Source organism: Sorangiineae bacterium MSr12523 (assembly GCA_037157775.1).
In the GTDB taxonomy this organism is placed as follows: Bacteria; Myxococcota_A; Polyangia; order Polyangiales; family Polyangiaceae; genus Pendulispora; species Pendulispora brunnea.
In genome coordinates, this window is the sequence record CP089982.1 from 2,901,370 (window position 1) to 2,926,871 (window position 25,502).

Genomic DNA, 25,502 nt, shown 5'->3' on the forward strand with positions numbered 1-25,502 from the left:
CCGAGTTTATCAAAAAATTCCGCCAAAAATCCGGCAAGCTACTTCTTGCCGCCGTCGGTGGGGAGCTGCGGGGCGTTGTCTTTTTTGCGGAAGACGATCCAGTTGGGGCTGGAAATGCCGAGCAGGCGCCGATGTACGCGGCGGCCTTTCACGTCGATGATGGAGACGGTGTTGTCTTCGGTGTTGGAGACGTAGCCCCACTTGCCGTCGTCCGAGAAGGCAATGCCGTAGGCGCCGCGGCCCGTGGCGATTTCCCAGACCTTCACGTCGGTGTCGGTTTGATACAGAACGACGCGGCCGCCCTTGGGGTCCGTGATCCAGAGGAAACCGTCCGGTCCGGGTACCACCGTGCCGACCTGAAAACCGAGCTCAAACGTGCGGCGGATGCCGAGGTTCGTCGTCTGGACGGAGGTCAGTGTGCCCTTCTCGGCATCATCGATGTAGGCGAGATCGTTCTCGCCCTGCCAGACGCCCGCGCCGGAGCCGTTCTTCAGGGTGGCCCGCACGACCTTGCTCGCCGCATCGATGACCGTGACCGAGTTGGATCCGGAGTTCACCACGAAGGCGTAGCGCCCGTTCTTGGAAATGGTGATGCGCCCCGGCTGGTTCTCCACCTCCACCTTGAGGCGATCGGCCAAGGTGGTCGGCGTGATCAAAAGCGCATTCCCCGGGGAGGTCATCGAGGTGGCCCAGATGTCGTCCTCGTCCGGCGAGAAGATCGCATTGAAGAGCGGCGCATCGGTGAAGCGGCCTTTGATGGTCACCCCAGTGGTGGCCTTCAAGAGAAGGAGTGCACCCTTCTTCGGGCTCGGGGTATCTGCCAGGACGCGAGAGCTTGCCCGGGCCAGCGTGAATGGCGTGCCGGCTTCTTGCTCTCCGGCGTCTTCTCCCGCGTCGATGGGCTCTTCTCCGGCGTCGAAGCCTGCATCGAACCCGGCGTCCACCTTGGCATCGGGGCGCGCATCGGGCGCCCCTCCATCCGGCGGCGGGGCCGTGCCGACGCCGTCGGCCGTGAGCAGGAGCTGCTGCCGATCCTTGCTGAGCGTGAGGTAGTGCGGGAACGACGCGTTGCGAAGGTGGATCCGCGAAGGATTGATGTACTCCTTCTCGGTGTCGATGATGGTGATGCTGTCGCCCGCGCCGTTCAGTACGTAGAGCGCGTCGTAGTTGATGCCCTGGGGCAGGCCCAGGGTGGTCGGCAGCTCATCTTGCTTTTCGTCGCATCCTGCTCCGAGCAGGCTGGCTGCAACGACCACCGAGGCAAGACCGGAAAAGAGAAAAAGCGGACGCCGTCCCATCGCTCTCTTACATACGCTGCCGGGCTTGCTCAATCCACCGCCAAGACGACTTTGCCGAACGCCTTTCGTTCTTCGAGCACACGGTGGGCCTCGACCGCGCTCCACAAAGGCAGGACGCGGTCGACCACGGGGCGCAATTTACCCTGAGAAAAGAAAGGCATGATGCGTTGAAGCACCCCCTTCGAGCCCATGGTCGACCCCAGAACGCGCACCTGGCGGAAGAAAATGTGCCGCAGGTCGATGGTGGGCGAATGCCCCATGGTCGCACCACACGTGACGACGCATCCACCCCACCGGGTGGCGAGGATGCTTTTGACGAAGACATCGCCGCCGACGTGCTCGATGACCGCATCGACGCCGCGCTTCTCGGTGATCTTTCTCACTTCCGGCACGAAGTCGGTGGTCGAGTAGTTGATGCCGATGTCCATGCCCAGCGCACGCGCCCGTTCGAGCTTTTCGTCGCTGCCCGCGGTACCGATCACGCGCGCGCCGTATAGCTTCGCAATTTGAATCGCGGCGGTCGAGACACCGCTTCCCGCGGCCTGGACCAGCACCGTATCGCCCGGGGCGACCTGGGCGCATTCGACGACCATCTGCCATGCCGTGAGAAAGGCCAGCGGAATGGCCGCGGCGTCGGTGAAAGGCAGATCCCCAGGGTAGGGCAGGATGTTGGCGTCGGGCACGACGACGTGTTGCGCATATCCGCCCTGGGTCGTCTCGCCGAGGATGTTGTACTTCTGGCAAAGGTTGTCCCTGCCCGCGAGGCACTTCGCGCACACGCCGCACGAGACCCCGGGCGAGATCACCACCTTCTGACCCACCGTGCATCCCGTTGCGCCCGGGCCGAGCGCCTCGACCTCGCCCGCGATGTCCGAACCGAACCTGTGCGGAAAGTCGTATTTCACATGGGGCAACCCGCGCCGCACCCACACGTCGATGTGGTTCAGCGCCACCGCCTTCACGCGCACGAGCACCTGCCGGGGCCCCGGCTCCGCGATCTCGATGGTTTCGCGTTTCAGGACCTCGGGCCCGCCGGTTTCCCGAATGACCATGGCTTCGGTTTTCATGCCGCCACTCTAAATCACGAGCTCCGTCGAGCGGCCGGCTTGCAGCACGGCAGAAAAGACGAGAGATGCGTGCGACTTCGACATCATTTGTCGAATCGTCGGGGAATCGTCACGTCGCTGTCACAGGTGGAGGGCTAAAGCACGGCTTCCTTAACTCCCTGTAAGGATTTGGCCGTTTGCCGTGAAATTCCCTGGAAAATACCCTCAGCTCCTCCGCGCGACCGCCGTTGGCGCGTTCGCATGGTTCACCCTTCAGCCCGCAACGCTGCACGCCCAAGTGGCACCGCCTCCGGAGAAGCCCGCCCCGGAGAAGAAAGAGCACTGGTACGACAAGCTCAAAATTCGGGGGTACACGCAAGTTCGGTACAACCGCCTTTTCGAATCCAACGATCGGCTGGTGAACATTCAAGGCGATCGCTCCATCGGTGAAGGGGGCGGATTCTTTCTTCGACGTGCCCGCGTGGTCCTTTACGGAGATGTGCACGAGCAGGTCTCCGTCTACCTGCAGCCGGATTTTGCTTCGGCCATCAACGACCAGCTCAATGTAACGATTCTCCGCGACTGGTATGCCGATGTCTTTCTCGACAAGCAGAAAGAGCTTCGCGTTCGGGTCGGGCAATCCAAGGTGCCATTTGGCTTCGAGAACATGCAATCGAGCCAGAATCGGGTTCCGTTCGATCGATCCGATCCCATCAACAGCGCACCCAAGGACGAGCGGGATATCGGCATCTTCGTTTATTATGCGCCGAAGGCGATTCGTGAGCGCTTCAAGTACCTCGTCGACAGCGGCCTCAAAGGCTCTGGCGACTATGGCGTGGTTGCCCTCGGTGTCTACAACGGGCAGACGGCGAACAAGAGAGAATTGAACGATGAGCCCCACGTCATCGCGCGGGCCGCGTATCCGTTCCAAATCGGAAAACAGATCATCGAGCTCAATCTCGGCGGGTACACCGGCAAATACTATGTCGGAAAGGACAAGGACGTCGGCGGTCCGAACGAAATTCGGGATGTTCGCGCCTACGGTGCCTTCATCCTGTACCCGCAGCCCATCGGCTTGCAGGTCGAATACAACATTGGCCGCGGTCCGGAGTACGACAGTGCCAACAAGCGCGTGAAACAGGATTGGCTCAGCGGCGGGTACGCGCTGGCCACTCTGAAGTTGGGAAACGTCATTCCCTACGTGCGGGTTTCCATGTACGACGGCGGACGGAAGTTCGAGACGAACTCGCCACTATACAAAGTTCGCGAGGTGGAAGCTGGCATCGAGTGGCAGGTCGTCAAGGCACTCGAGCTCACCGTGGCGTACAACGAGGCCGAGCGAACCTTTCCGGAAAAGCCGTATCCTCAAGAGAGCGGGCGGTTTCTTCGCCTGCAATGCCAATTCAATTACTAAAACAGATTGAACCGCGCGGTGCTCGTCACCCGGTGCATCGTTCCCACCTCCGCGGGGCATAGAATGCCCGGCACGCAGGGGCCGCTCACCTCGTCGTTGCCGAAGGTGTGGCGCTGACCGAAGGTGTACTCCAACCCGAACTCGACTTGGCGGTTCAACGTCCAGAACGTATTCACGTACAACTCGACGAGCTGCTTGTTGACCTCGGGATCGACGATATCCATCGTCTCCGTGCTGAAGGTGGGGGCGTACGGGCGCTCCGGCGAGCTCGCGCCATTGTTGCCGAAGAAGGTTTGGCTCCAAACCACGTTGGAACGAAACTGGGTATTCCACACGTGCGTGTAATTTGCATGATACCCAATGGCATCCCAGAGCACGAAGCGATCGCCCGTATCCGTCACGCCCTGTGCGGAGCCGGCCGCAAACATGTAGCGCCCGAGGCCGCGTCCGCCGGTAACGCTCACGCGAAAGGTGTCCCCGAAGACGTTCAACGCCGTGGAGAGGCTCGCGCCCCAACCCTGTTTCGAATACGAGGCACCGCCGGTGGGGCTATCCATGTTGTCATAATGGGTCGTCACGCCGCCGGCGGAGATCGAGCCCCACTTGCCCCCCGTCTCCAGGTGCGCCACCAGATCGGGGATCCGTTGCACCTTGCGCGTGTACGGCGTTTTCGTACCCGGGCCGTCGGTAATGCCGTTTTGATCCGTGCCCGGAGCATTCTCCGCGGCCAGCGCCAAAGTGAAATTTGCGGGTAGCGGTATCGTGTAGCGCACCATCGGCATGCGAAGGCCGGGCCCCGATCCGGGACCATTGAAGTCGACGGTCTGCGCGGCGGCGTTGAGATCCATGAAAGTGGACCACGTTTGCCCGACGAGCAGCATGCCGTACTTTCCGCTCAACGTGCCGTACGCGTGCCGCAAACGCGCGAGCACCGAGTTGGAGAATTCCTGGCTCGACAGGAGATTGCCGCTCCAGAAATCGGCCTCGACGCGCGCGCCGATGTCGACCCAACGTGTCGTGGTCAGCGACGAGAGCCCGATCCGGCTCGTGCGTGCCGTCAAATAAAGCTGGCCCGACTTTTTTCGAGCTTCGTAGCTCGCGTTCAGCGGGATACGTGCCGCGATGATGGCGTAATCGTCAGCCTCGACATACGGATTGCGCGATTTGAAGTCATACGCCACGTCGAGTTGGGCATATCCGCTGAGCGTGAGTGTGGTCGTCGTCCCCGGAATGCGAAATGTCCCCGGCTCGTCTTCAGCGAACGCGACTGCGCTGAAACAAGAGAAAAAGGCCGATGCCATGATGGCCATCGCCCATGGAGCCGGAGTCCATCGGGGCATCACGAGAGGGACTCCTCCATAGTGAGTCACGCTCGCGCTGGTCAACCCACTGGCGTTGTCCCTAGACGTGTATGCAGAGGAAGGAGGAAGTCATGGCGGGCAATAGCGGACCCGGGTATGCGAAGCATCCCGAGCATCGTGTGGAAGCGCAGCGTGAGGCGAAGCGTGTGCGTGTCACCTTCCAAGGCGAGATCATCGCTGACACCGAAAACGCGATCCGTCTCGAGGAGGGAACGTACCCTGCCGTCTATTACGTGCCCCGTGAGGACGTAAAGATGGACCGCCTCGTGCGCACGGAGCACCACACGGAGTGCCCCTTCAAGGGCAAGGCGTCGTACTTCAGTTTGGGCGACGCCAAAAAAGGCGAGCTCGTGGAGAACGCCGTCTGGACCTACGAGCACCCCTACGACGAGGTGGCCGTCATCAAGGACCACGTCGCGTTCTACCCAAACAAGGTCGACGCGATTTCAATCGGCTGATCGAGTGGGAACCGCCCAGGCGCCAAGGATCGCGTCTTGGCGGTTCCCCTCTTCGTTCGAGGATCGTGCTCGGCAATCTACGCGACCAAGAGAAGCGACTTCGCGATTTCGCCGGGGCGCAGGCACCAGGCGGGCTGGCGGTCGCGGATCACGGAGACTTGCGCGTGCAAGAGGGGCGGGAACGTCGGGCGGCCGATGAGGAAGGCACCCAAGCTCGAGAGCACCGGCTCGTCCGCCACGATCGCGATGGTGTTACCGCGCTGGAGCAGGGAGGGAACGATGATCTCGGGCGGCACGCGTGAGGACAGCGACGCAAGCACCTCGATGACGCCGACGTAATCGACCCGATCGGCGAAAAGCTCCGCCGTCTGCAAGGCCGTGGGCTGCGGACTCGACACGATGACGTCGAAGCTCGGCTCGTCGTCGAGCCGCACCTTGTTGCCCAGCGCGCGCACGATGCGGCGGCCCTCGGGCGAAAGATAACGGTGCGCCTCGGCGACGGATTCGTCGTGGGGAAGGGATGCGCGAAGAAGAAAGACGTCCACGCGCGCACTATATACCTGACGCAGCTTATGCCAGAAGCTCCGGGCCCACCGCGCTGGCGTCGTCGGATTTCACCGCGTGGGACAAGGCAATCGTGAGCACCAGCATGGCGCGGTAAACCAGGTGAACGTCGTCGACGTCGACATTGCGCTCGGCCGGCTCGGCGTCGCCCTCGAGTGCGGCCTCGAGGTGCTCGTGGACGAAGTCGACGATGGCCGGCTGCTGCTGCTCGATGATGTCCTCCAGCTCGAACGGCTCGGTATCCTGCCCGGCGCGGATTTCTTCTTCCAGATTGAGGGCCGCCTCGCTCGCGCGCAGCGCATCTTCGCTGACCTCCGCGAGGCGCTTGCCGAACGTGCGCTCGAACGCGAGCCAGATGGTCACGCTGAGAAAGCACCCCAGCGCGATGGCCGTTTGATCCAGCGGGCGATCCAAAACGTCCGTCACCCGGCGGGCGAGGGCGGGCTGCGTCTGCTCGAATCGGGTGAAGAGCGCCTCGAGATCGATGGGATCGGGCGCGCTCACTCGGTGCGGTGTACCGGCATCATGCGCGAGCTCGCGCTCGATGCGCTCGAGTACGGCGCCGTGAATGACAGCGTATTCCGGAACCGGTCGGATGGCCGCACCGCGAACCCACACATTCACACGTTACGTCAGTGTTTTCTCTTCTGCCAGCGCTTGGATGGCCCCGATAGGGGGCCCGATCCCGAAAGGGGAGACCCAGCCGAAGCGTGGGGTCGCCTTCGGCCCATGCTCCGCATTTGAAGGCCGCACCAAACGATGCCGGCCAGCCCCAGGACGTCCATGAGAAGAACGCCTCGCCCGAGCACGCTGCTCGTGATGGGTTCGGTGCCGAAATCCCCGTGAAAATGAGCAAATGTCGCGCTGGTGGAGAGGCGTCGCTGCCAGACCATGGCGAGGCTCAGCACGACCGCGACGGGCACCGCCCCGATGATGGCCACGGGCCCGAGTCGCTCGATGCGCGCCCATCGCGCGGCGGCCAAAAAGCCCAGCAAAACCGTTCCCCCGGAGGCGAGAACCAGGGCCAAATCGATGGCCGAGGCCATGGCCCGCGGGCGGATCCAATAGAGGTAGGCCCAGTCCGCGTGGAAGGCCACGAAGTACCCGACGATGGGCGCATACACGAAAATGGCGAACAACGCGACGACCCCAAAGCCGCGCGAAGCGACCGCCGAGGCTTCGTGGCGCGCGAGTTCCCCGCGGGCCAGCCACGCAAAAAAGGCTCCCAGGGCGATGGCAATCAACGGTGCAAACAGGATGGGCACGGCAAAGCCGCATGATGGAGGTTCCCCCGAGGAAAATCCACGTGCTAAGGGATCGGTCCGTTCAAAAGGACTGGATTCGCCTTCGATGGACCCTGCCAAGCTTCGTGAGCTTCTCGAACAGGTGCAAAGCGGAGCGCGGTCCGTCGACGACGCGGCCTCGGCGCTCAAGGATTTGCCCTTTGCCGATCTCGGATACGCCGTGGTCGATCATCACCGCGCCCTGCGCCTCGGCGTGCCCGAGGTCATCTTGGGTCAGTCGAAAACGGCCGCGCAGATCGTCGGCATCGCCTCGGAGCTGGCGCGTACCGGGCAGAACGTGCTGGTCAGCCGGCTCGATCCGGCGAAGGCCCAGGAGGTCTGCACCGCGATGCCGGCGCTTCGCTACCACGAGATGGCCCGTGTGGCGACGCTCGAGCAGGCGCCCATCCCACGCCTTGGAACACGCCCCGTAGCGGTGGTGAGCGCCGGCACGAGCGACCTTCCCGTGTCCGAAGAATGCGCCGAGACCTTGCGCATGCTCGGCGCGGAGGTGGAGCGCATCTACGACGTGGGGGTGGCCGGGATTCACCGGTTGCTTCATCGCCGGCAGGCACTCGACGCGACCAGCGTCATCATCGTGATCGCCGGCATGGAAGGGGCGCTCGCCAGCGTCATGGGCGGGCTCGTCGAGGGCCCCGTGATTGCCGTGCCCACCTCGGTGGGGTATGGCGCAGCTTTTGGGGGGCTCGCCGCGCTTCTCGGGATGTTGACGAGCTGCGCTTCGGGCGTGACGGTGGTGAACATCGACAACGGGTTCGGAGCGGCCTTCGCCGCCGCTCGGATCTTACGCGCAGGAGCGCGAGGCTAATGCCGCACGACGGTCATGAGCAGCATGAGCATCACGAACATCACGAGCATCACGAGCATGCGCATCATCATGCCCATCATCACGACCACGATCATCCGCCGCACTCACGAAGGGCGCCGCCGCGCCCCGAATTGCCGCGCGGGGCAGGAAAAGGGAAGATCCTCTTTCTCGATGCACCGAGCGGCCTTGCCGGCGACATGATCATCGCGGCCCTCATCGACCTGGGCGTGCCCGAGGTCGTGGTGGCCAATGCCGTGGCGAAGCTTTCGGTGTCGGGTTTTCACATCCACTTCGGAACGCGCGTGCGCAGCGGCATCGTGGGCACCTCGTTCGAGGTGCACGGCGAAACGCCGCAGCCCGAGCGAACGTACGCGACGATCCGCGGCATCTTGGACGAGTCGGGGCTCGAGCCTGCCGTGCTCCAGATGGCGCATGCGACGTTTCAGCGGCTCGCCCTCGCCGAAGCGAAGGTGCACAAGAGCCTCCTCGACGACGTGCACTTTCACGAGGTGGGCGCGGTCGATGCCATCGTCGATGTCGTCGGGAGCGCCGCGGCACTCGAGTACCTCGGGGCGGACGTCATCGTCTCGCCGCTGCCGATGGGACGCGGCTTCGTGCCGGCGCGCCATGGCATTCTTCCCTTGCCGGCGCCCGCGACGGTGGAGTGCCTGCGCGGGCTCGTCACCGTGGATGGCGGCATCGAGTTCGAGTTCGTGACCCCCACGGGGGCTGCCATCGTGGGTGCGCATGCGCGCGGCTCGTCGCGTTGGCCGTCCATCGTTCCCGAGGCGGTGGGTTGGGGCGCGGGCACGGCGCAGTTGGCCGATCGACCGAACCTGCTGCGCGCCGTGCTCGGCACCTCGGCGGATCCGACGGGGGCCACGCACACCGTGCTCGAGACCAACGTGGACGATGCCACGGGCGAGCTCGTGGCCAGCGCCATCGAGTCGTTGCTCGAGGCGGGTGCGCTCGATGCATGGGCCACGGCCATCACCATGAAGAAGGGCCGGCCGGCGCTCACGCTGAGCGCGCTCGTGCCGACACCGCGCGCGGAGGCGATGAGCGCGCTGCTTCTGCGCGAGACCACGAGCCTCGGCGTGCGCCGTTACGATGTCTCGCGGGTCGAACGACCGCGCCGCCGCGTCGAGGTCGAGACGCCCTTTGGGTTGATTCCCGTCAAGGTTGCCGAAGGCCCCTACGGACCGCCTCAAGTGAAGCCCGAGTTCGACGCCTGCGCTGCCGCGGCGAAGGCACATCACGTCCCCGTGCGCGAGGTGATCCGCGCGGCGCTCGTCGCCGCCGGCGGGCATTCGCACGCGTGAGCGCGTGAGCACGCATGACGGGGGGCAAAAGCCCCTCTGCGGAAGGATTTTTTCCGTTATGCTGCCGGTGTGCGCGGACCCGACACGCGCGGAAAGCCACGGTTTGAAAGATGCCCTGCCCGAAGTGCGGCCAACCGACACAACCCAGCGACAAGTTCTGCAACTCGTGCGGCTTTTCCCTTGCGAGCGCCGGTGCCGGCGCCGGTGTTCCTCCTCCTCCCCCGGCGAGCCCGTTCGGTGCACCGCCCCCTCCCGCATCTCCCTTCGGCGGGCCTCCGCCTCCTCCCGCGTCCCCCTTCGGCGGGCCTCCGCCGCCGCCGCCGCCGTTCGAGGCCGGCGGTGGTAGCGGCAGTCCCTATGGACCGCCGCCGGGCGCCGTTCCCGGGGCGCCGCCCGGCTCGCGGTGCGCGCAGGGCCATGACATCGCCCCGGGCCAGAGCTACTGCCGCGAAGGACACCCCATCGCGCTCGACGCGATGAACTTCGGCAGCGACATGTACGGCGCCCCCGCCGCGCCGCCCCCCGCTCCTCCTTATGGACAGCCGCCGCCCTTTGGTGCGCCGCCGGCCTACGGGGCACCGCCGCAGTCGCCCTTCGTCGGATCGCCCTTCGGTGGCGCGCATCCAGGCCAAGGCCCTGGTGCGGGACCTCCGGGCATGCCGCCCGGCATTCAGCCGCCGCAAGCCTATAGCGGAGGGCTGCCCCCGGCGCCGCCGCCCTTCGGTGACATTCCTCCGTCGCCGCCACTGGCGGCACCTGCGCCCTTCGGCGGAGGCCCTCCGCAGCCGTTTGGTGCTCCCCCCGGTGGATTCGGGCCGCCCATGGGGTACGGGCAACCGCCGCAGCCGCCGCAGTACGGATTGCAGGCGCCGGCTGCCCGCGCGCCGCTCACGGGCGGCGGGCCGACCAACATGCTGCGCGGCTTTCTCATCTCGTTTCAATCGAATCCGCAGGGTGAGTTCTGGCCGCTCTTCGGTGGGCGCCTCCAAGTCGGGCGCGCCAACACCGGCGAACTGGATATCCCCCTGGCCGATGCCACGATCTCGTCGCGACATGCGTCGCTGGTGATCGATGGCCCGAGTGGCACCATTTTCGTCGAGGACACGGGGTCGACCAACGGCACCTACGTCAACGACGAAAACATTGGTCCCAACGGCCGTCGCGAGCTGCGCGATGGAGATCGACTCCGCTTCGGCGGCTACACGACCCTCGTTAAAGTGATAGGTCCGCTCCAATGACCGCTCGATCCCGCGTTCTTGCCATCGTCACCACGGTGGCCCTCGTCTTGGTCTCGTTGGTCTCGACCCGCGCCTTCGCCGCACCCGAGGCGCACATCCTTCGCATCGACCCGCGGGTCGGCGTGCAGAACGGCGCGCCGCTCCTCACCACCGTGGTCGAGGTCATTCAGGCCAACACGCCGGATCTCACCCCGTGCGCACCGCTCAAGGGCAACCCCGCCCTCGACTGCGTGAGCGAGGCCATGGAGAAGCCGGGCGCGAACTGGACCGCGTTCCAATTCCCCAAGGACAATGCGCAGCTCCTGGTGAAGGTCGCCGGCTCGGACACGCCGGCGGCGATCGATGGCAACATCCAGAAATGGGGCGACTCCAAGGAGAAGGGCGTCGGCACGGCGTGGCTGATCGCGCTCGATGCCTCGTCGGGCATGGGCTCGCGCTACTCCGAGGCGCGGGTCATCGCGCGCCAGTTCGTCGAGGCCATGGGCCCCAACGACTTGATGAACCTGCAGATCTTCAGCGATCGCCAGGTCATCAAGGACTCCAAGTGGAAGACCTTCAAGCAGCGCAACGACCTCGTGGCCGTGTTGAACGACCAGGCGTCGACGGCACCGTCATCCGGCGCAGCCAAGCCGCTGTTCAACCTTCTCAAGGGCATCACGACCGACGCGTTCGGCAGCCTCGGTAACGTCCAGGGGCCGGAAATTCCGCTGCACCAAGCCATGGTGGTGCTGTCGAACGGTTCGGGCAAAGAGGACGCCTCGAGCGCAGCGCCCAGTGCGACGCTGTTCAAGCAGTTCGTCACCAAGGGCCGCTTTCCCGAGGACAACACCTCGGCACCGAAGACGCCCCTGCCCGTGGTTTCGATTTGGCTTCCGACCGCGGGCGGCATCGTCAACGATGCGCTCCGCAACAATGATCAGCAATTCATGCGCGAGCTGGCGAACCCCGAGATCGGCGGGTTCTTCGACATCGTGCGCGAAGGGCAGGGGGAGGCGAAGGGCAAGGCCATCATCGGCCTGGTCAAGCAGCGCTTCAATTCGATGTACATCGTGCGCTGGCGCGTCTCCTGTTTGAACCCGACCCTCGAGCAGACGTTCAGCCTGCAGTTCATGGGCGGCAAGACGCAGATCAAAGGCGACGCGTCGTTCAAGGACGTACCCGTTGGTGCGGATCCTTCGCAGTGGCCGCTCGACGTCGACGTGAAGCGCACGAAGGACGAGGCGAACGCCAATCCGATTTACCCGGGCGGCACGTTGAAGGTGTACGGCACCTTCTGCTGGGGCGGTGAATCGAAGCGCGCGGAGGCGTACTTCCTACCCGCGGGCACGAAGCCGGATCCGAGCTTCAGCAGCACGGATCTCGCGGCCCTCCAGCGCGCGCAGAAGAACTTGATCAACCAGGGTCTCCGCGGTCCGGCCAAGGACGCGAACGATTCCTTCGTCGAGTTCGAGGTGCCGGACGAGGAGAAATTCCTCGAGGGCACGGGCGACAACATGATCGCGCGCGTGCTCGTTTACGACAACGTCGCCCACCGCGCGAGCGGCCACGACGAGCAGTCGGTGCTGACGCTCAAGGCCGGGAAGAAGCCGCTCAACCTGCTGCTCATTCTGGGCATTGCCGGCGGCGTCATCGTCATTCTGCTGTTGGTCATCGTGTTGATCCGCGGTGGTGGCAGCAAAGGTGGCAAGAAGGCGCGCGGCGGTGCGCCGCCTGCGCCGGTGGTGGCCGGCGGATACGGTCCGCAGGGCGGTGGTTATGGTGCGCCGCCGCCTCAAGGTGGTTACGGCGGACCCCCGCAAGGTGGTTACGGCGGACCGCCGCAGGGCGGGGGAGGCTATGGTGGTCCGCCTCCACAAGGTGGCGGTTATCCACCGCCGGGAGGTGGCGGTTATCCACCGCCAGGAGGGCCTCCTCCGGGAGGCGGCGGGTATGCCGCTCCGCCGGTGCAGGCGCAAACGCCCGCGTATGCACCTCCGCCGGTTGCGGCGGCCGCGCCCGCGATGCCGGCGGCGCCCGGAGGCGTGGTGCAGGTTCGTTGTCCGTCGTGCCAGTCGATGACGATGGCCACGCCGGGCCAGCCCTCGGTGTGCTTTTCATGCGGCCAGCCACTGCCGGCCGATCTCGCGGGAGGAGGTGGGGGCGGCAACGCCCCGGCGTTTCCATTGACGGGAGCGATCTCCGCAAAACCGCTTGCACCGCCGCCGTCACCCTATGGTTCGTACGGCAGTGGCAGTGTGGCCACGGCAGCCGTTCTCTCGGGGACGGCTGGGCAATACACGATTCGCGCGGGCACCGAGATCCGCGTCGGACGCGATCCGGCGCAGTGCCCCGTGACCTTGACCGAACCTCGGGTCAGCGGCGTTCACTCGACCCTGAAGCTCGAAGGCTCGCAGCTCTGGGTGCGGGATGAAACGTCGAACAATGGCACCTATGTCGCCGGCTCGCGCATCGAGCCCGGCACGTGGGTGCCCGTTCCCGCGGGAGCGCAGCTCCGTTTCGGTCCGGTGGAGTTCACCGTCCGCCTCGACGCATAGGAGAACATTCGCGTGACGATCCCGGCCATCGAGTTCGCGGAGCGGACGCACCCGGGGCGCGATCCGAGCAAGCAAGTCAACGAGGATTCGTGCGGTCACCGCGAGACGGCGCTCGGTCATCTCGCGGTGGTGTGCGACGGCATGGGCGGGCACGAGGGCGGGCGCGAAGCCTCGCAGCTTGCCCTCAATACGATCTTCGAGGTGTTCGAGCGCGCCGGGGGCGGTGAGCCCCGCGAAGGCGCCACATTGATCGGTCCGGGCGGCGCCACCGCATTCGGTTCGAATGGCGTCCACGCGAACCTGGGTCGTGAGCCGGCCCGCGTTCTGCGCGAGGCCATCGAGGAGGCCAACCGCCGCGTGCACGCCATGGCCTCGAGTGATGCCGCGCGGCCCGGGGCGACCGTGGTGGCCATTCTGCATCATCACGGTGGCACCGAGGTGGCGCATGCCGGCGATAGCCGCTGCTACCTGATTCACGCGGGCAACATCGTGCAGCTCACCAAGGACCACTCGATGGTCCAGCAGATGGTCGATGCCCAGCTTCTCACGCCCGAGCAAGCCGCGGTGCACCCCGATGCCAACCGCATTTCGCGCGCCCTGGGCATGAAGCCCGAGATCGACGTCGAGTTGCGCCCGCAGCCCGTGCAGCACGTGGTGGGCGACGTCTTCGTGCTCTGCTCCGATGGCTTGAGCGACATGGTCGAGCCCTCGGACATTCTGCGGCTCGGCGCACAGCCGGCGGCGCAAGCCGCGGGGCAGTTGGTCGATCTGGCGAATGCGCGGGGCGGCCACGACAACATTTCCGTGCAGGTGCTGCGCGCCCGCGAAAGCGCACTCGCGCAGCCGCAGTTTCTCGCACCCACCGTGGTGGACACGAAGCCACCGCCGCCGGTCGGTCCGTCCGGTACCGTGGTCATCCCCGCGGCACCCGCCGCTCCTTCGGTCGCGCGTCCCATATTGCCCACCAAGACGGACGAGGACGAGCACCACGCCGAGGCGCACCCCACGCGCCGTTCCCCCATCGTCATCGTCGGTGTGCTCCTCGGCCTCGCCGGCGTGGGCATCATCATCGCGATTTACGTACTGCTCGGTCTGGGCGGCGGCGCGCGAAAGCGCCACCCGGTCGTCGAAGACGACGCCGCTGCCGCCGCCCCTCCGCCTCCCCCCGCCATGGAGCGCCAAGCCGCCCCCGCGCCCACCCCGACCGGGGACGCCGAAGCCGCACCGCTGCCTTCGCTGATCCACCCGACGACGCACCCGCGTCTCAAACGGGATCGTTAGGGTTTAGGGTTTAGGGTTTAGGGTTTAGGGAAGAAGGAGAGAGAGCCGTTTCTCTTCCCTCAACCCTAAACCCTAACCCCTAAACCCTAGAAAACGCATAAAGTGGCGCCCGATGATTCCCGGGCTCGGCAAAGAAACCGTCACCATCGGCAGTGCACCGGATAACGACATCGTTCTCGCAGGACCCGGTGTCGTACCGCACCATGCTCGCGTCGTTCGGCAGAATGGGCAGCTCTTTTTCGTCGACCTGGGGCAAGGTCCAAGCTTTGCGAATGGCGCACCGCTGGCGCCGCAGCAGCCGGTGCCCTACGACTTTCGCGTCCAATTCGCGGTGGGCCAGGTGCCCGTGCCCTTGGCCCACCCGGCCATCGCGCTCATGCTTCTTTCCCCGGGCGGCGCGCAAGTCCAGCGCGGGCACGTCCTCGTCGGGCGCGATCCCGCACGCGCATCGCTCGTCGTCGCGCATGCTTCGGTAAGCGCGCTCCACGCCACCGTCATGCTCGACCGCATGATGGTCGTCGACCAAGGCTCCACCAGCGGCACCTACCTCCAAGGCCGTCAGATCCCACCGAATCAGCCCGTGCCGCTCGATCCCAACGGCATCGTCGCCTTCGGATCCGTCCCCGTGCCCGTGGGCCTGCTCGCGCAGTACGCACAATCGTCGCAGTCAGGTGCGCCCGCGCCTGCGCCTGGCCCCGCACCGGCCGCCGGCAACCCGCACGGCGGCGAGCAAGGCGGCAGCCCGCGCAAGCACCGCACCGTCATCGGTGAGCTTTCGCTCGCCGAGCTCGCGTCCAACGTCATCAGCATCGGCCGAACGCCGGAGAACAAAATCGTCGTTCAGCACGCGCAGGTCTCATCCCGCCACGCGCAAATCGTCAAACAAGGCGAGCAGCTCTTTTTGGAAGACCTGCGCTCGGCCAACGGCACCTTCGTCCGTGGCCAGCGCCTCGCGCCCGGCCAGCGCGTTCCCGTGCAGAACGGCGAAAAAGTCTTCATCGGCCCCATGCCGCTGCTCATTCATATCGCAGGGCAGCAGGTCAACGTCGTCGTCGAGGACCAGCAAGCCTCGTGGGCCGGCAAACCGCTTTACGAAATCGAAGCATGGGACCTCTTCCTGGAGGTGCCCGATCGCGACAACAAGGCCGCGATGAAAACCCTGCTCGATCACGTCTCCTTCAAGGCATTGCCTGGCGACATGATCGCGCTCATGGGTCCTTCCGGCGCAGGCAAAACGACCCTGCTCCTGACCCTCAATGGATACATGCCGCCCACCAGCGGCCAAGTGCGCATCAACGGCGAAGACCTTTATACGATTTACGATGCCCTCCGCGGATCCATTGGATACGTCCCGCAGGACGATATCGTGCACCCCGAGCTCACCGTCTTCGAGGCGGTGAAATACTCCGCGCGATTTCGACTGCCCAATGACTATTCGGAGGAAGAAATCGATCGCCGCGTCGAGGAAACGCTGCGTGACCTGGGCCTCGAAGGTGTCAAAAATCTTCAAATTGGAAAACCGGAAAAGAAGGTCCTTTCCGGCGGACAGCGCAAGAGAGTCAACATCGCCCTCGAGTTGGTGACCGACCCGGTCATCCTCTTCTTGGATGAACCGACCAGCGGCCTCGCCGCCGACGACACCACCGCGCTCATCAATCTATTGTCCGATTTGACGCGCAAGACCGGCAAAACGATCATCATGACGATCCACCAGCCGGCCAAAGACGAATTCGAGAAATTCAATCTTTGCTTCATCATGGGCTACGGTGGAATTCCGACGTACTTCGGCCCCACCGGAGATTCGGCCTATCGCTTCTTCGGCTCGATCATCGAGCGCCATCCGGAGATGGGCACCCGAAGCACGCCGCGCAAAATCGACAATCCGCGCGACATGTTCGACATGCTCAACGTGCGTGAGCGCGCCGTGCACGAGGAAATGAAACGGCGCGATCCCAACACGCCGCGCAATACCGCACGCCTCGACGCCGCGCGCGCGTGGCGGCACGAGTTCTTCCAGAATACGAATCCCGTTTACCAGCGCATGTTCTCCGGTCCGCGCGCGGTCGGCAGCGAGGCTGCCGCACGCGGAACGCCGCATCGTTCGGGCGTGGCGCTCTTCCACCAGCTGATGCTGCTGATGTCGCGCTATTGGAAGGTGAAAATACGCGACCATGCCGGTGCCGCCATCATGTTCCTGCAAGCGCCCATCATCGGCATCATGCTCGCGGGCGTCTTCGCCGGGCAGAAGGCCGCGATTCCATTTTGGTGCCTCGGCGCCATCCAGGATTTGGCCAACCGCAGGGCCGACGCCGCGTCCAACACCGTCGACTTCTTGAAGAACATGAAGCCGACGGACGACCACACGGCAGCGATGTTCTTCCTCGTGGTGAGCTGCGTGTGGTTCGGTACCAGCAACTCCGCCCGCGAGATCGTCACCGAGCGCGCCATTTATCTGCGCGAGCGCATGGTGAATCTGGGCTTGTTCAACTACGTGATGAGCAAGTACATCATCCTGAGCTTCGTCTGCTTTTTGCAGTGTTTCATGTTGCTGGCCATCGTCTTTCCGGTGCTCGGATTCGAGGGCGGGCCGGCGGCCTTCCTCATGGAGCTCATGGTGCTGTTCGCCGTCTCCATGAACGCGACGGCGCTCGGGCTCTTGGTGTCGACCTTGGTCACGTCGGCGGAAGCGGCGATGGCGCTCACGCCCATTGCGCTCATCCCTCAGGTCGTCTTGGGCGGTCTCATGGTGCCGATGACCACGAACCCGATGCTCAAGCCGCTCATGTACATCATGCCGGCACGGTGGGGCTTCCAGGGCAGCATTGCCGAGGAGCGCGCGGCGCTGGCGAATGCGCCAGCATGGGTCGTCGACCTGGCCAAGCCTTCGTTGAACAGCCCCGCCGACTTCGTTCACAACGGCCAATTCCACTGCGCAATTGCGCAAATCGAGAGTGACACCATCGCAGGCGCATGGGGCTTCGTGGAGTGGGCCCAGCCCTGGGTCCCGTTCGTCGTGCTCTACGGTATGACCGTGTTGATGCTCGGCCTTCTCTTCATCCTGCTCAAGCGCAGGGATCCGGTCTAACCGCTCATCTCCTCTTCCCGCTCCCGCTCCCGATTCCCCTTCCGAGGCCGAGAAAATCAGGAAAGTTCGGGAGCGGGATCGGGAGCGGGAGGGGGGTGAGAGAGACGCGTGCTAGATAAGAGACGTGGACGACCTCACACCCGGTTACGACTTCGGCCAAGACCGATTCGATCTCGAGAACGCCGAAGACCGCGAAATCGTGCGGTTCGTCCTCTCCCAGGCCCTCTACGGCGAGGCCACGGGCGTCTTCTGCGGCAAGTCGCTCTATGCCGCGGGCACGCTCGAGGCTGCCAAGTTCTACGTGCGCCAAGCCAAGCAGGAGCTCGCGCATCTTCAGCTCTTCGCCGAGATTTTTCGCCTGCTCGGCCTCACGCCCAGCCCGGCCCACTGGGTCATCCGGCTCTTGGCGGCGCACAACAATTACTACCCGCTGAAAGTCTTCATGGAGCACGCCATCGGCGAAGGCATGGTGCTCGACATCTTCAAAGATTTACTCCTGCAAACCTTGCCCGACGAATACGCGCACATCCCGCTCATCAAGAAGAAGCTGCGCGTCGTCTGCAAAGAGGAAATCGAGCACGTCTCCTGGGGTGAAAAGGAAACGCGGCGCCTTCTCACCGAACGCCCTTGGTTGAAGACGCCGTACTACGGTCTGTTCGAGCTGCAGATGGGCGTGTTGCCCTTCATGGTTCGCGCCTTCGAAAAGCGCGCCTCGAACCACCGCGTCCTGCGCCACCTCGGGCCGTTTCTCGAGTACGTGCGCGAGCGCGTGCGCAAGCAGGGCCAGGAGCTCGGCTTCGTCCCCGCCGAGCGCCCTGGGTTCCTGTTTCGCATGTGGGCCATGCTCTTCGGCATCGCCCTCTTTTTGCGCAGCCAATTCGCCCGCAGCACCTCGAAGCTCGACAAGAATTACCTCACCGAGCTCGGGTTCGACGGCAGCCACGCCGTCACCGCGACGACTACGGATTCTTGACGGACTTCGCCGTCCCGTCTTTCACGTCTTTCCCGTCTTTTGCGGAGGCGTCCGGTGCGCCCGCGTCCTCGCCCGGCATGGCAGGTACCTCGCCAATGTTTGGCAGAAGCACGATTTCGATCCGCCGGTTCTCCTGACGTGAGGCTTCGTTCACATTCGGCGTCGCGGGTTCGTACTCACCATAGCCGGCGGCAACGAGCCGGGCGGGGCTCATACCGGCTTTGATGAGCTGCTGCGTGACCGTGAGGGCGCGCGTCGTGGACAATTCCAGGTTGTTCTTGAACGGCGACGGCGGCCCGATGGGCACGTTGTCCGTGTGTCCGGCAACCATGAATCGCCTATCTGGGAACTGGCGCAGCACGTGCGCCACGTCACTGATCGCTTCGGTGCCGTCCTTGGAAAGATCGGCGCTGCCGGAAGGAAAGAGGATGCCCGCAGGCAGCTTCACGATCATCCGCCCGTGCCGCACGGTGACCGCGAGCTTGCCGCTGTCGATCATCTTGCGAAACTTCTCCGTGATGGATTTGAACGCGGCGAGGCGTTTTTCCGCCTCGGCGTGCTCGGCGCGCAGCTCCTCCAGCTCCGTGCGCGAAGCCTCCAGGCTGGTCTGCGTCTCCGCCGCCACGCGCTCCGAGCCCTCGCGCGAAGCCTTCTCCTGCTCGTGCGCTTTGTTGCACTCGTCGAGCTTCTGTTCGAGGTTCGTCCAGTGTGCGCGCTCGTTCGAGAGATCCTGCTCGTAACGGTTCTTGCGCACCCAACCGTATAGGCCGCCGCCGATGAGGGCCAATGCAAGCGCCCCAATGGTGAATGTCGTCAGAAAGGACTTGAGCATGCGAGCTCAGTCTCGCATAGGAGCTCTCAACTAAACGCAAATGTTCGCGTTTCTGCCCGCGCACCAGGTATGCTGCGCGGCCCGTGGACGGACCACCCAATGAGCAGGAAGTGACGAACGAACCTCCTCGAGGCAACGAATTGGCAACACCTGGAGCGTTAATCGAAGAAAATTACGTTGTGCCTTCTTTTGCTCGGTCATTTCCGCGCAATGAATCGCTCGACGACTTGGTTCGAGCGTTCGCTTCGGGCAATTATCGCAAGATCCATGTCCAAGCACCCGAGCTTGCCTCCCGAGCGACGGACCCTGCGGTGCGAGATGCCGCGAGGGTACTGCTCGAGCGTCTTCAACCCGATCCATTGGCGAAAATCATTCTGCTCGCGGCGGTTATGTTGCTTGCAGTGATGGCAACATGGTGGATAACGGAGGCGCGATCGCACGGCGGCGCTGGTCACCATGTTCGCGGCGGCGTTAGCGAGTCGACAAAGGCTTTGGTAGAGTCGTGAGAACGAGATGAACAAGAGGGATGAGGACGAGCATCAAATCGACACCGTCCCTCCTCCTCCGGGCGAGGATGATGCGTACAGTGCCGAGACGCGCATCGGCAAAATCCCTTCGGATTTGCTGCAGGCGATGAAGCGTGCGCACGCCAGTGAGGCGGGGCGTCCTTCACTGCCTCCTGATCTCGCGGCGGCGTTGGGGGGCGACAAAGGGACTGCTTCACGTCCGAGCGTACCGGCTTCACGCACGGTGCCACGGCCGCTATCCGTGCCTCGTGTGACGCCGACGATCCCACCGCCGCCCGAGACCACACCGGCGCTCGCGGAGGGGATCCCGAGCTTCGGTCTGCCGAACTTCGGACCCGCAGCCGGAGCGCCCCCTCCGCCTCCGAAGCGCACCGATGGTCCTTCCGAGTTCACGCTCGAAGGCCTCGCGTCGGACGATCATGACTACGTGGGCTCGCTGCTCGGAGTCGGACCGAGCCCCGCGGCTCCACCTCCTGCTGCAGGTGCACCTCCTCCCGCCGTGCAGGTTAATCAGATCGTTCCTGCGGTGCCGATGGTGGCTCCACCCGTGCTTCCACCGGTCGTTGCTCCGGTTTCGGCACCTTCGCCGCCTCCCGCGGACGATGTGTTGGCCACACCGCCGCAATCGGGGCCTGGGACACCGCTTGTGGTACCCGCCGATGCGGCGGCTCCGGAGTTGTCCGAGCTATCCGATCTATCGAGGCATGCCGAGCTTCCGAACCCGGGGCCGATGCGTCCCCTCACGGATAGCCAGGTCGAAGAAGGGCGCATGTCGTTTACTCCCTTCACGGAGCAATCGCGCAGGTTGAACATCATCCTCATGGTGTCGATCGGCTTCCTGCTGCTCCTCACCGTGATCGTCTTGATCGCTGCGAAGTAGCGCGTCGTCCAAGTTTCGAGACGGCCTGCCTCACGGGAATCCGTGAAGGCGGGCCGTTCGCATTTGCACGCACGCGAATATCGATTCACGGCGAATCCCGAGATGCCACTTGGTAGGCATTCGATATCCGATCAAGTGCGCTCCGTGGGATTCCCCCACGCGGTGCTTCATTACACGAAGTACAGACAACGCGCCGCGCAAGAAATGTCGCGTTGCGTCATCGGTTGAGCCAAAACGTCGCTATTGACGCCGAATCAGCGCTGCAATGCGAATCGCTGGCGGGTACATTCGAACGACGCCCAGCCACGCCGGCCGCGCTCTCACCCTCTTGAGGCTTTGAGGAGTTGTCCATGCGTACGACCTTCGGAAAACGGCGCTTCGTAACCGCGGTCATTCCGCTTTTCCTTCTCGCGGCCACGGGCGCTGCCTGCTCGGACTTCAACACGAACCGCGTCGTACCGGATCGGAAGACGACCGTGGGCGAGGATCTCTACGGAATCCTTTGCGATCGCGTCGCCGCGCAGGTGCTGCGGGAAGATCTCAACGGCTCCTCGTTTTCCGCAATCTGCCACAAGTCGCCCGGCCCGAACGGCACCTACGCGGACGACGTGGATCAGACGCGGCTTCCGCCGCTGGACGAAAGCCTCAAGGACGTGAACGGGCAGCCCGTTCCGCTGCAGAAGCAGAAGGAGTGGCGCGACTACGCCATGGCCCGTATCCACGCCATGGTACGCCGGCGCGCTTCGTTGATCGCGGCCTTCGACGCGACGTTTCCCAACGATCGCATCGCCGTGGTCGACGAGAAAAACGAGGACGCGACCAAGACGTGCAACATCATCCCCGACGACAAGGCCGGCGACCGCGGAAAATTGACGCAGCAGCTCAGCGACATGCTGGGCAAGCTCCAGGCACTCTACAACGACGGCACCATCCCGCGCACGACGCAAGCGGTGGCCCGGGTGATGGACGATATCCGCGCGACCGATCCCAACGCCAACGCCACGCGCGACGGTCTTGCCCAATTCGAATCGCGCCGGGGCTACAAGCCGGACATCATCGAGCAAGGCGCCATGCGCCCCGTGGTGGCGTATCCCCAATTGCGCAATCTGTCGAACGCCGCGCTGCGGCTTCTGTCGTGGGACTCCGATCCATATGCCCTCAATGCTCCGCGGTACGGTGACGGCAAGCGCATCCCGGTTCCTGGCCCCGCGCACGCGCAATTCGCCAAGATGCTCGAGGTGACCCACGAAGAGCTGCGCACGTTTGCGCCCGAGCCGTGGTCGCCGGCTCCGACCTCGATGACCGATGCCGCGGGTCGCCCGATTCTTTCGCGGCCGCGGACCACGTTGGAGGTCGTGAATTACCTGCTGACGATGCAGGATCCGATCTACGCGCAGAACGATGGCGGCGCGCCGCCCGACGCTCCGCTGTACCTGGTCACGCGCGATTCGCGCGGTTATTCGTCCGTCACGCCGGACGGCTTCGGGATGTTCACGCCGGACGCGAAGGATCCCAAGCTGCCGGCCATCGACTTTCTGGGACGCCTCCAGACCAAGGATGGCAAGCCCGCACCCTCACCGTTCCCTGCGGTGGATGGCACGGACGCTCCCGCGCGCGATCAATACGGCCGCGCGCTGGCGGCTGCGGGTGGCGCCCAGATCTACGGCACGATGGATACGTCGCAGACCTTCGCCAACGCGCTGATGAAGAATCTGCCGCCGCTGATCGATCCCGATGTCTCGAAGAAGCACGAGACCTTGATGGACGCCATCGCCGGCCTCGAAGTCCTCATGGGCGCGCGCGACAACGGCTACAAGACGGTGCGCGAGTACGCGCCCGATCCGAAACAGATCGACGATTGGAAAGTGACCCACCCCGGCGAGCCGATACCGCCCGGACTGGGCTCCTCCAAGGTGGCCGTGAATTACGATGCGTACCACCGCGAAAGCGCGGCGTTGCTCGATTTGATGTGGGCATTGGGCACCATCGCGGGCGATCCCACGGGCGACGACGTTTTGTCGCTTGCGCAGAAGCTCGTGACAGAAAAGCTGCCGACCGTGGCGCGGCTGACCGGCACGGGGTTGGCGGTGAAAGCGATCGCGGACAAGCATCCGGAGGCGGATATCCCCGAGAAGTCGACGTTGTGGGACGAGATTCACGATGTGCTGGTGAAGATTGCTCAGGATACGCAGGTCGATCCACAAACAGGGAATCGTCTTCTCGAGGACATGCTGAACGTTCTCGCGGACCCGTCGCTGGGGCTCCCCAAAATCGAAGACCTTGGAACGCTGTTTTCGAATCAAATGAAGTACAGCGATCTCATTTCTTACGATCGCGACAACCTCAGCGCGATGACGAACAACGGTCTTCCGTGGGTGCTGCCGTACAACCTGACGACGAAACGGGTCGAGGAACCTCGGACGCCCGTGGATCGGTCGAAGCCGGATAGTGGGTTGAATCGGAGCCTATTCCAGAGGTTCGCCCAGCTGGTGACGGATGCGCACAACGTGACGGTGTGCAACTCGGACGGAGCCGTCGTCCACGCCAAGGGGACGCTCATCGGAGATACCGATATACCGATCAACATATTGGGCATCTTCACCGGCAAGCCGCTCAAGGAATGCAGCTTTACGAAGATCGACGACGCGGCCACGTTCTTCTTGGATTCGATCGTTCACAAAGCCGATCTCTACGTGCGTTACGACGACGCCCGCTTGGGCATCAACGTGCTCGGGCTGCGGCTCTCGCCGGCGACGGTCAGCGTGTTCGAGAAGTCCAGCGCCATCCGCGGATTCTGGCAGAGTTCCGATCCGTTCAGCGACAACAGCATCGAAGGTACGGACTCCGGCAGCAGGACGTTCCTCCCGACGCCGCGGTTCCTGACGCGGTTGCAGTTCTTCGATTTCGCGACGCCCGATACGAAGAATGCGACCACGGCTCGCTTCATCAAGGATCTTTTTGGCCGGTTCGACGCCAACAAGAACCGAATGAACCCGCACACGGGGACGCAGCTCTGCAAAGAGCGGGTGATCCCCGATCCGTGCATCGGCGATGCAGGTCGGGCGAATGCCTGCCAGCCGGGGCCGAATCCTTCTCCCGATGGCATGATTCACCACTTGAGGGACTGCGAGGAAGGTCAGTGGCTCGATCAGCGTGACGACAATACGCTGTTCATTACCGAGAATTTCCGCTTCTTCGAGCTGATAAAGCCTCTCCTTCTGCCGTTTACCAAGCGCAATCGGGAGGACATCTTCATCGACCTGATGACCGCGCTCAACAAGCATTGGCAAAGCAGCAAGGGGACGGCGGCCGAATGCGTCAATGGATTCTGCACCAAGGATGGCGCCTCCAGCTACGAGGCGCTGCTCAGCGAGCAATTCGTGAGCGACTTGTTGCCGGCGGTTCGCGACATTCTGTCGACGCTGAAGAAGAACGTGACCGTTCCACGCTGCACCTCGATCAATCCGACGACCCACAAGTGCGCGGCGACGGAGAACGCCGACGGCTTCAAAGTTCTCGTCGACGGGACGCGCATCCTTTTGGATCCTGCGCTGGCCAAGGCTCGCAACATCACCAACCGCGATGGCAGCAAGGAAGGCCTGCGCAACGACGGCACCAAGAACCCGCAGGTCACCCCGATGTACCTGGTGCTGCAGGCGTTGAACAAGTTCGATCAGTCGTTCGCGGATTGGTCGGCGACGCACCCCAACGACAACCGGCTCGAACTCTGGCGGCGTGCGCGGTCGCAGCTCGTCGATCAGTTCCTCACGGTGAACGGCACCGGCGCCAACTCGGTATTTGCGAATCGGGTCACGCCGCCGCTCTTGCCGAAGTTGATTCAGCTTTTCCGCGAGCAGCTCTTGGCGCATTGCCCGGATACGTTCGCCACGAACAGCTCGACGGCATGCGCCTGGGCCAAGAACGAAATGACGCAAAAGCTGGGTGACGTCACCAGCGGCCCGCTCTTCGGCAGCATTCTCGACGTGACGGAAGCCGTCCGCCAAGACGCGAACGCCCGCTCCGAGCTGGCCAAGTTCCTTCTGTACATGACCAATCCCAACTCGGTGAACGAGGCCCGCAAAACGATGCTCACCACCTTGGTGGACTTCCCGCAGCTCCTCGCCGACGACAGCCTCGCGCCGCTCATCCGCACTTTGTCGGAAGGCGCCGCATCGTCCCTCGTCGATGCGCAGGGCAACATCGTTCAAACCGGCGTCGTCGATGCCGTCACCGCGCTTCTCGCGCGCCTCAGCGGCCGCGCCTTCACCGCCGAGGGCGTCGAGCACTGCGGTCGCGAACTCGACCCGAACCAAGTGCTGACCCTCGCCTTGCAAAACCTGGTGAAGCCGATGCCCGCCAAAGACGGCAAGGTCCCGCAAACGCCGCTGGAAGTCATCATCGATGCCATCGCCGAAGTGAATCGCGTCGCACCCGACGACTTCGCCTCCAAGCTGCAGGGCCCCGACTACGGCACCATGATGAAAGAAATGAGCGAGTTCATGCTGGACAAGCAGCGCGGGCTCGAACAGTTCTACGAGATCATCCGCCAAGGCACAGTGGGCCTGCCGAACTGATGC

19 protein-coding genes are annotated in these 25,502 nt (G+C 64.1%); 12 read left to right on the forward strand and 7 right to left on the reverse strand.

Going from position 1 to position 25,502, the window contains the following annotated elements; translation table 11 throughout:
• Positions 1–38 precede the first annotated feature (38 nt).
• Together LZC95_11830 and LZC95_11835 are read right to left on the reverse strand one after the other, a co-directional pair.
• A complete protein-coding gene (locus LZC95_11830) occupies positions 39–1,298 on the reverse strand; it encodes a YncE family protein (protein ID WXA97520.1) in 1,260 nt (419 codons plus the stop codon).
• 29 nt (positions 1,299–1,327) lie between these two features.
• Positions 1,328–2,365, reverse strand: coding sequence for a zinc-binding dehydrogenase (locus LZC95_11835; protein ID WXA97521.1), 1,038 nt, complete (start codon positions 2,363–2,365; stop codon positions 1,328–1,330).
• A 181-nt stretch (positions 2,366–2,546) separates the two neighbouring features.
• Between LZC95_11835 and LZC95_11840 the strand changes: the two genes are divergently transcribed.
• Complete coding sequence (locus tag LZC95_11840) at positions 2,547–3,758, forward strand: OprO/OprP family phosphate-selective porin (GenBank protein WXA97522.1); 1,212 nt, start codon at positions 2,547–2,549, stop codon at positions 3,756–3,758.
• Here LZC95_11840 and LZC95_11845 read toward each other — a convergent pair.
• A complete protein-coding gene (locus LZC95_11845; GenBank protein ID WXB00327.1) occupies positions 3,755–5,098 on the reverse strand; it encodes a DcaP family trimeric outer membrane transporter in 1,344 nt (447 codons plus the stop codon). The two genes, LZC95_11840 and LZC95_11845, sit on opposite strands and share 4 nt — an antisense overlap.
• A 92-nt stretch (positions 5,099–5,190) precedes the next feature.
• On the opposite strand from LZC95_11845, the gene LZC95_11850 reads away from it, so the two are divergent.
• Positions 5,191–5,577 carry a DUF427 domain-containing protein gene (locus LZC95_11850; GenBank protein ID WXA97523.1) on the forward strand — a complete coding sequence of 129 codons (387 nt, stop codon included), beginning with the start codon at positions 5,191–5,193 and terminating at the stop codon, positions 5,575–5,577.
• Positions 5,578–5,654: 77 nt separating this feature from the next.
• Here LZC95_11850 and LZC95_11855 read toward each other — a convergent pair whose 3' ends face one another.
• Genes LZC95_11855 through LZC95_11865 form a run of 3 tightly spaced genes read right to left on the reverse strand, consistent with a single transcriptional unit; the run spans position 5,655 to position 7,406 of the window.
• Positions 5,655–6,122: a histidine phosphatase family protein gene (locus LZC95_11855; GenBank protein WXA97524.1), complete on the reverse strand. Its 468-nt coding sequence runs from the start codon at positions 6,120–6,122 to the stop codon at positions 5,655–5,657.
• 25 nt (positions 6,123–6,147) lie between these two features.
• A complete protein-coding gene (locus tag LZC95_11860; protein ID WXA97525.1) occupies positions 6,148–6,765 on the reverse strand; it encodes a hypothetical protein in 618 nt (205 codons plus the stop codon).
• An 8-nt stretch (positions 6,766–6,773) separates the two neighbouring features.
• A complete protein-coding gene (locus LZC95_11865) occupies positions 6,774–7,406 on the reverse strand; it encodes a hypothetical protein (protein ID WXA97526.1) in 633 nt (210 codons plus the stop codon).
• An 85-nt stretch (positions 7,407–7,491) separates the two neighbouring features.
• Between LZC95_11865 and larB the strand changes: the two genes are divergently transcribed.
• From larB to LZC95_11900, 7 genes are all read left to right on the forward strand, one after another.
• A complete protein-coding gene (gene larB, locus LZC95_11870; protein ID WXA97527.1) occupies positions 7,492–8,253 on the forward strand; it encodes a nickel pincer cofactor biosynthesis protein LarB in 762 nt (253 codons plus the stop codon).
• A gap of 131 nt (positions 8,254–8,384) precedes the next feature.
• Complete coding sequence (larC, locus tag LZC95_11875; protein ID WXA97528.1) at positions 8,385–9,575, forward strand: nickel pincer cofactor biosynthesis protein LarC; 1,191 nt, start codon at positions 8,385–8,387, stop codon at positions 9,573–9,575.
• 110 nt (positions 9,576–9,685) lie between these two features.
• Positions 9,686–10,813 (forward strand): FHA domain-containing protein, encoded by a 1,128-nt coding sequence (locus LZC95_11880; GenBank protein WXA97529.1) that lies wholly within the window; start codon positions 9,686–9,688, stop codon positions 10,811–10,813.
• Positions 10,810–13,347 (forward strand): FHA domain-containing protein, encoded by a 2,538-nt coding sequence (locus tag LZC95_11885; protein WXA97530.1) that lies wholly within the window; start codon positions 10,810–10,812, stop codon positions 13,345–13,347. The genes LZC95_11880 and LZC95_11885 overlap by 4 nt, the downstream gene beginning before the upstream one ends.
• 12 nt (positions 13,348–13,359) lie before the next feature.
• Positions 13,360–14,628: a protein phosphatase 2C domain-containing protein gene (locus tag LZC95_11890; GenBank protein WXA97531.1), complete on the forward strand. Its 1,269-nt coding sequence runs from the start codon at positions 13,360–13,362 to the stop codon at positions 14,626–14,628.
• A 112-nt stretch (positions 14,629–14,740) separates the two neighbouring features.
• Positions 14,741–17,713: an FHA domain-containing protein gene (locus LZC95_11895; GenBank protein ID WXA97532.1), complete on the forward strand. Its 2,973-nt coding sequence runs from the start codon at positions 14,741–14,743 to the stop codon at positions 17,711–17,713.
• 124 nt (positions 17,714–17,837) lie between these two features.
• Positions 17,838–18,686 carry a ferritin-like domain-containing protein gene (locus LZC95_11900; GenBank protein ID WXA97533.1) on the forward strand — a complete coding sequence of 283 codons (849 nt, stop codon included), beginning with the start codon at positions 17,838–17,840 and terminating at the stop codon, positions 18,684–18,686.
• On the opposite strand, the gene LZC95_11905 is transcribed toward LZC95_11900, so the two are convergent.
• The gene (locus LZC95_11905; GenBank protein ID WXA97534.1) at positions 18,673–19,518 is read right to left on the reverse strand and encodes an OmpA family protein; all 846 of its coding nucleotides are present in this window, start codon (positions 19,516–19,518) and stop codon (positions 18,673–18,675) included. The genes LZC95_11900 and LZC95_11905 overlap by 14 nt on opposite strands.
• A 110-nt stretch (positions 19,519–19,628) precedes the next feature.
• Between LZC95_11905 and LZC95_11910 the strand changes: the two genes are divergently transcribed.
• From LZC95_11910 to LZC95_11920, 3 genes are all read left to right on the forward strand, one after another.
• Complete coding sequence (locus LZC95_11910) at positions 19,629–20,024, forward strand: hypothetical protein (protein ID WXA97535.1); 396 nt, start codon at positions 19,629–19,631, stop codon at positions 20,022–20,024.
• A gap of 7 nt (positions 20,025–20,031) precedes the next feature.
• Positions 20,032–20,925 (forward strand): hypothetical protein, encoded by an 894-nt coding sequence (locus LZC95_11915; protein WXA97536.1) that lies wholly within the window; start codon positions 20,032–20,034, stop codon positions 20,923–20,925.
• Positions 20,926–21,275: 350 nt separating this feature from the next.
• Positions 21,276–25,499, forward strand: a complete 4,224-nt coding sequence (locus tag LZC95_11920; GenBank protein ID WXA97537.1) for a hypothetical protein — start codon at positions 21,276–21,278, stop codon at positions 25,497–25,499.
• The last annotated feature ends 3 nt before the right edge of the window (positions 25,500–25,502 follow it).